8 protein-coding genes are annotated in these 6,647 nt (G+C 58.7%); 4 read left to right on the top strand and 4 right to left on the bottom strand.

The window, feature by feature from the left end; genetic code table 11:
• On the bottom strand, positions 1-381 hold a 381-nt coding region (locus MKK70_RS15250; RefSeq protein ID WP_243948733.1), incomplete at its 3' end, for a response regulator.
• 167 nt (positions 382-548) lie between these two features.
• Between MKK70_RS15250 and MKK70_RS15245 the strand changes: the two genes are divergently transcribed.
• Positions 549-1,043, top strand: a complete 495-nt coding sequence (locus MKK70_RS15245) for a MucR family transcriptional regulator (RefSeq protein ID WP_243948731.1) — start codon at positions 549-551, stop codon at positions 1,041-1,043.
• A 441-nt stretch (positions 1,044-1,484) separates the two neighbouring features.
• On the opposite strand, the gene MKK70_RS15240 is transcribed toward MKK70_RS15245, so the two are convergent.
• Together MKK70_RS15240 and MKK70_RS15235 are read right to left on the bottom strand one after the other, a co-directional pair.
• Positions 1,485-1,745 carry a DUF6894 family protein gene (locus MKK70_RS15240; protein ID WP_243948729.1) on the bottom strand — a complete coding sequence of 87 codons (261 nt, stop codon included), beginning with the start codon at positions 1,743-1,745 and terminating at the stop codon, positions 1,485-1,487.
• A 1-nt stretch (position 1,746) separates the two neighbouring features.
• Positions 1,747-2,460 (bottom strand): Crp/Fnr family transcriptional regulator, encoded by a 714-nt coding sequence (locus MKK70_RS15235; protein WP_243948727.1) that lies wholly within the window; start codon positions 2,458-2,460, stop codon positions 1,747-1,749.
• A 284-nt stretch (positions 2,461-2,744) separates the two neighbouring features.
• On the opposite strand from MKK70_RS15235, the gene MKK70_RS15230 reads away from it, so the two are divergent.
• From MKK70_RS15230 to MKK70_RS15220, 3 genes are all read left to right on the top strand, one after another.
• Complete coding sequence (locus MKK70_RS15230) at positions 2,745-3,896, top strand: helix-turn-helix domain-containing protein (RefSeq protein ID WP_243948726.1); 1,152 nt, start codon at positions 2,745-2,747, stop codon at positions 3,894-3,896.
• A 17-nt stretch (positions 3,897-3,913) separates the two neighbouring features.
• On the top strand, positions 3,914-4,165 hold the full coding sequence (locus MKK70_RS15225; RefSeq protein ID WP_243948725.1) for a hypothetical protein: 252 nt from the start codon (positions 3,914-3,916) through the stop codon (positions 4,163-4,165).
• 1,530 nt (positions 4,166-5,695) lie between these two features.
• Entirely contained in the window at positions 5,696-5,932 is a 237-nt protein-coding gene (locus MKK70_RS15220) for a DUF6894 family protein (protein WP_243948724.1), read from the top strand.
• 301 nt (positions 5,933-6,233) lie between these two features.
• Here MKK70_RS15220 and MKK70_RS15215 read toward each other — a convergent pair whose 3' ends face one another.
• The gene (locus MKK70_RS15215) at positions 6,234-6,467 is read right to left on the bottom strand and encodes a hypothetical protein (RefSeq protein ID WP_243948723.1); all 234 of its coding nucleotides are present in this window, start codon (positions 6,465-6,467) and stop codon (positions 6,234-6,236) included.
• Between the last annotated feature and the right edge of the window lie 180 nt (positions 6,468-6,647).

Raw genomic sequence — 6,647 nt, 5'->3', positions numbered from 1 at the left:
AACCACGGCTTCGGCATGCCCCTGTGAGCGCCGAACAATCGCCTGGATGCGGGTCACGAGCTCGTCCTTGTGGAACGGCTTGGTAAGGTAGTCGTCGGCGCCAAAGCCAAGGCCCTTCACCTTGTCCTCGATGCTGGCCATGCCCGACAGGATCAGGATCGGGGTCTTGACCTTGGCGAGGCGAAGGCTGCGAAGCACCTCATATCCCGACATGTCAGGCAGGTTCAGGTCGAGCAGGATGATGTCGTAATCGTAGAGCTTGCCGAGATCGACTCCCTCCTCACCGAGATCGGTGACGAAGGGATTGAACCCGGCCGTCTTGAGCATCAGCTCGATGCTCTGCGCTACCGACGCATCATCCTCGATCAGTAGAACCCGCATCGCTCAATTCCCACAAACGTTAAAAACTCCTAACCCACTATCCTTAACAAAATGCTGCCCTGCAGATGTTGGCTTGTGTCAATGATCCGAGCACTCCATCTTCACTTGTTGTCCGACTATATTCCGATTAAGCTGCGTCAAAGCGATCTATTGAAGCAGGATAATTCATGTCGGATGAAGTGGCAGCATATGTTGAGTTCAAATTTACGGCAATGACCGCGGATATCGTCTCGGCTTATATCGCGAATAACCACGTTCAAATTGGCGAGCTGCCGAACTTGATCGTTAGCGTTCATGCTTCCCTCACTGGCCTCGGCAGTCAGGTGCCAGCTGTATCGCCTGAAGTTGAGAAGCCGACGCCGGCACAGGTCCGCAAGTCGGTCACACCGGATGCGTTGATCAGCTTCGAGGACGGTAAATCTTACAAGACGCTGCGCAGGCACCTGACGATCCGGGGCCTTACCCCCGAGAGCTACCGGGCGAAATACGGCCTGCCGGCCGATTACCCGATGACGACCGCCAACTACTCGGCGCAGCGCTCGGCCCTGGCGCATTCGCTTGGCCTCGGCCAGAAGCGCACGAAGGCGACTTCCGAGATCTCAGAAGCGCCTGAGGCAGCTTCTAAGACCCGCGGGCGGAAGAAGGCTGCCGAGACAGCCTGAGGACCTTCAGCGCTCCTGGTTCCTTCCAGATAGAGTCCGCCGGCACCTCCGCGCGGGTTTTTCGCGCCTCTCGAACGAATGTGGAACCGATCGCATCATCCCCCGATCGCCTCGCTGGCTGAGGTGTGGCTGAGGCAGCGCTCAGCCAATTCGCAAAGACGGGTGGGTCTGGTGCTCATATGCAGATCTGGCGAGAGATGCCTGTCTCGTTGCCATCGCCTTGTCGGCGGCATCCTGCATCTCTCGCATCTGTCGGCGCATCGCTACGGACTCGGCGATGAGCCTCTTCGATCGCTCGATCAGATCGGTATCGCCTTTGAGGGGGCGGTCATTGCTCATGACACGCTGTAGAACGACCTCGCAGCGAGATCCCCATCAAAGGTTGGTACCTCGTGCGATTGTAGGCGGTGAACTCGCCGATTGTGGGAACGAACAGCCGGCCTAGTCCTCGCCGTCTTCCTCAGGAACGATGTCGCTGAACGGCACCGTCATGACGTGCCGGGCCTTCTCGTCCTCAATCTCGAACGAGCAGACGAACCAATCGCGTACGGCAAATGAGCGTGAACCAGCAACCAGGTCGCGCGCGGCCTGCAACGCAAGCTGGCGTGCCGCTTCGTCATCGGCGAGTTCGTCCCCTTCCGGGTCCACCGCAAGCTTGTCGAGCCTCTGACCGTAGCGAAGGTTGAGGTAGTAACGGGGCATCTCACGCCCCTTCGATCAGACGGGCATACTCGGCCTCCGGTGTGCCGTAACCGCCATCCGCCATGTCCTCTAGGAGCTTGCGGTTCAACACGGTGATGCGACCGCGCCTGGCCCGGATGCAGCCGGTGCCTTCGAGCTGCTGCATGGCCAGGCTCACACCGGCCCGCCGGACCCCCAGCATCATCGACAGGAACTCATGCTTGAGCAGAAGCTCGTCGCCCTCCACGCGGTCGTGACACATCAGCAGCCAACGAGCGAGGCGTGCCTCGATCTCCTGGCTCCCGTTGACGAAGGCTGTCTGCCGCGTCTGGATCATCTCCGTCAGGATGTAGCGCAGCATCAGTTTGCGCAGGTCAGGGCTCTCATCCACCGCCGTGCTCACGACCGCGGCGTCGATGCGCAGGCCGGCACCCGGTACCTGAATGAAGTGGTCATATGGGGCCCGGTCCGAGCCCAGGAGAACGGGGGTCGCGCCCACCAGGCCCTCCCGGCCGATGATCCCGACCTCCACCCGGCCATTTGCGCCCTCAGCTGTGATCGAGGCGACGCCCGTCTCCATGAAGTGGAAGTGCTCGGTTCGGGCGTTGGGCTTGGTCAGGGTCTGCCCCGCCTGCAAATCGACAGGCTCCAGATGCGGCTGGAGCCGAGCGAAGTCCTCGACCGTCATGGCCTTCAGCAGGCGATTGTGCACGGCAGATTGTTGGACCTGAGCCATGGGGTCTTGTCTCCGTCTCGGAGCAAGAGCGCACCGTCTCCCAGCCGTCTGCGCTCGGAACCTCGTGCAGGCGATGGTCAAAGCATGGTGTAGGAACTTCGTATTTACAATGCCGTTGACTGCTATTGCGCCGTTTTAAGTTATGCGCGGTACCGTACATTCGCAATGAACGATAGCGTACCGAGCGGTTTTGATCGTTTACCTGCAACCCGCTTTATGTTTCTAACTTAGGCGTCAAGCTTGCGCCCTTCGGGCGACAGGTGGTTCTTCCTCCTGGAGCAAATGTGAACATCACTGACCGACATCTCCTCGTGCTCCTCGCCGAGGCCGATGCCATGATCGGCGCGGATATGAGCGATGCCCTGGAGCAGGCGGGCTACCGCGTCCTAGGGCCGTTCGGGACCACCGTTGAGGCTCTGGCTGCCCTGGAACAGGAGAGCCCCGCGCTCGCAGTCTTGGACGTCAAGCTCAGGGACGGCTTCTGCATCCCCCTGGGTCACGCGCTGCGCCAACGGGACATTCCCATCGTGGTCCACTCAGGTTTCCAGTCCACTGAGCCCCGCGCGGCAGGCTTCCACGGTGTGCCTTGGCTCACCAAGCCGGCATTGCCCTCGGATGTGGTGGCGCTGCTGGACGAACTGGCCCTCTTCGGATCTGCATCCACCAGCACCGAAGCGTCCCCACCATCTCCGCCAGCCCAGGCTGCAGAAGGCAGGGGCAACCCGCTCGTACGCAAGCTGGAGGGCTTCGTGTCCCTGTCGGACGCGGACAAAGCCCTGCTGGAGCGGATCAGCGCCCCGTCCCGCATCGTCCCGTCGCAGACCGATCTCGTCCGCGAGGGTGAAGCGCCGAAGGGCGTTTTCCTGGTCCTGGAGGGGATGGCCTGCCGCCACAAGGTGCGAACGAACGGGACCCGCCAGATCATGGCCTACCTGGTGCCCGGCGACCTCTGCGACCTCGATGTGGCTTTGCTGGACACGATGGACCACGCGATTACCACGCTGTCGGCTAGCAAGGTGGTCTGCATCCCGCCGCAGGTGATCGCCGAAGTGATGGAGCATCATCCCCAGCTCGCCCGTGCGCTCCGGATGAGCACGCTGGTCGACGAGGCGACGCTGCGCGAGTGGCTGGTGAACGTCGGCTGCCGCTCAGCCCTGGAGCGGGTCGCACATCTGTTCTGCGAGCTTCAGGTCCGGATGCAGGCAGTGAGCCTTGCCGACGGCGACAGCTACGACATGCCAGTTACACAGGCCGGCCTTGCCGACACCACCGGCATGTCGATCGTGCATCTCAACCGCACGCTGCAGGAACTCCGCGGGGAGAGACTGATCAAACTCCGGCAGCGTCGAATGACGATCCTCGACCTTCCACGCCTCAGGACATTGGCCGAGTTCAAGCCGAACTATCTACATCTGGGGGCGCGCGCTGCAGCATGAATTTTCGACTTCAACCGGTGCAGGTCGCCACGGGGAGCGACGACCAGGAGAGCCAACTCGTCTTCGTCGACGGGTTCCTCGCGGCCGTGCTGGTACAGCTGTCCGAGCAGCACGGCGAGAACTGGGGCAAGTGGTTCCTAGAGGCAGGCTTTGGCCGCGTCGATGATTATCGAGCGCCGATCTTTGCCGATCTCGAAGAGGCGCAGGCTTGGATCAAGGCACGCCTCACTGGCACCGGAGAAGGCACCTCATACCGGACACCTGACTAGGCCCGCTTTGCCGCAGTAGCGTTGTGCCGGCCTGGAACGCGGAGACGCGCCTAGTGCGCATCGTCTGCGCCGACCATCCGCCCGGTCGCGTCAAGCCGGCTCCGGTCCAGCCCCTTTGCGACGTAGCGCTTATCCGCCCGCGCGACCTGCACCGCGCTGCGGTACGTCCAAGGAACCTCAGATCGCCCCGTACAGACCGTTCGAGATGAGATCGCACCGCCCCCATCCGCCAGACAGCACGACCGTCCACGATCGCTGCAGCGGAGATGCTGCGGATCATGATCGAGGTGAATGTGAGCATCGAGCGTCCTGTGCTTGCTGGAACAGTAGAGATCTACATTGAGTGTATTATTGTAAAAATTGGATTTTTAAGCTATATAAATACATCATATGTTTATAACATATATTACTTTCGTAATTCATCGAGCATATCCTGTATTTAGGAGAATTTAACCCACATATAGTACCGTGAAATATAGAAAGAATAAATATCTCAAAGGGAGCATAAAATGCCTGGCCGCAGACGTGTGGAAAGACAATCATGCAACCTATCTGCACGAATTTTCATTCCTTTAGACAGCAACCCGATCCGTTGCAATATCACAGATATCTCCTCCTTGGGAGCCTTTGTGAGCGCAAGTCGGCATACTATTGTTCCGGATCAGTTCGATTTGGCCATAGGTACTAGCCGTGTACCTAGAACATGCCGCTTAGCGCATCGGAACGAGAAAGGCTTTGGTGTTGCATTCATTGACCCTGTATATCAAAAAATAGAAACTATCCTCATTGATAACGTTTTCAAAGAGGAGCTAGTTTTTGAAGCTGTATCACTAGGTAATATATCTTACCCTAGCGCAACATCTATACGACTAGGCAGTACATTAAACGCGATCATGGCTGTTATTGATCGTCGGCGGAACGATTGGTCTTAAGCGTCGCGCTCGACAAGTTGATAGATCGTGCTGCCGATCGTGCTCACAAAAACCCGCTCTCCGAGTGCTCCTTGAATGCGTTCGCCCGCCGGATGTAGCCAACGACGGTCCGCGGGTCTCGGTGCCCTGACTGATCCATGATCCGGGCGAGGTCGGCACCGGCGACACCAGAGTGCCCAGATAGTGAAAGGTCTGGTGAGTCAATGACAGCCGGGCCAATGCCGCGCTTGCAGGTGTGCGCCGCAGCAATTCTCAGGGGCTGTTTTATGCTGATTTTTTTAATGCGGTTGGCGTGGAACCAATTACGTATAAACCATCTTTTGATCAAATTAGCCATCTCAACTTAAAATTGACGGGGCCTGCGCCGGCCTCGTTCCAGACCAGTAGCAGAGCGCAAAATGAGACATCGGGATCACTGCGTACCCCTGTCTGGCCCAGACTCCGATCCTGTCCTCTACGGCGTAGCTCAGGGATTGGCTGAGCTGTTCCCACCGGTCGAGCTGACGCCGGTGCGAGGTGACCCGGTTGAGCAAACCGATGATGTTGACCCGCTCGCTGACGACGCTTGAAAGTAGACGCATAGAGATCGAGGTCTTCGATGCCCCGTTTCTACCTTCACCTGCGTGATGGCGACGATCTCGTCGAAGATCCAGACGGGTCAGATCTTCCCAACGTTGAAGCGGCGAAAGAAGAAGCTCGCGCATCAGCGCGATATCTACTCGCAGAAAGGCTTCGCGAAGGCAAATTGATAGATGGTCAGCGATTTGAGATCGTAGACGAAGTAGAAAATCTATGCGCCGTAGTGGGGTTGAGAGAGGTTATTAGATTTGCTTAAACTGCGCAATGCTTGGTATACAGCTGGCTTGGGGAGCTATGACTGTGATTGGGCCCCTTTGGACCAATTTTTCTAGCTCAGGTCATCAAACACCATTCAAGGTGGGTGTTCGTCGTGCGCTGGTAGAAGCGTTTCCGCTTGTCATGAATGACGCGATGCCAGCGCGAATGGAGCTCGCGCTTGAAGCCCTGGTGGCGCTCGATCCCGTAGGCGTGACAGATCAACCGAGAGAAGCTCTCGATAAAGCGAAACTGACGGCCGCAGAGGGCTTGGCCAGCACGCCCTCTGCCGTGTAGGCCGCCTACGCCACCACTTCGCCCGTCCCCATCATTTCGGTGAGTACGCTGCTCAGGTAGGCGCCAAGGCGCTTGAGGGCAGCCTTATCGGGAGCATCAATCCAGAAGCCGATCAGACCCAGCTTGCCCTCAAAACGACGAAGGACCGACTCGCCCATCAATGCCGCCTCCCGCTCGGTTTGTGCGAACAAGGTCCGCTGAATGCCAGCGGCGAGGATGGTGATTTCGTAGGGCGTCACGCTTGGCATACCAGCCGAACGTGCTGCACTGCAAAATCGTTGCGTGCTTTGGCGTGTTACTTTTTTGGTTTTCAGGCCGCCTCGGCGGGCTCCGCATCGTGCAACGACGGCACGTAGGCGCACCACTGGCAGATGCCCATATCTGCCGCCCGCCTGTCATTCCGCTGTGAGCAGTGCGGG

Source organism: Methylobacterium sp. E-041 (genome assembly GCF_022829665.1).
Taxonomy (GTDB): domain Bacteria; phylum Pseudomonadota; class Alphaproteobacteria; order Rhizobiales; family Beijerinckiaceae; genus Methylobacterium.
The sequence above is the reverse complement of the archived record's forward strand: the minus strand, read 5'-3'. Positions and strand labels throughout refer to the sequence as shown.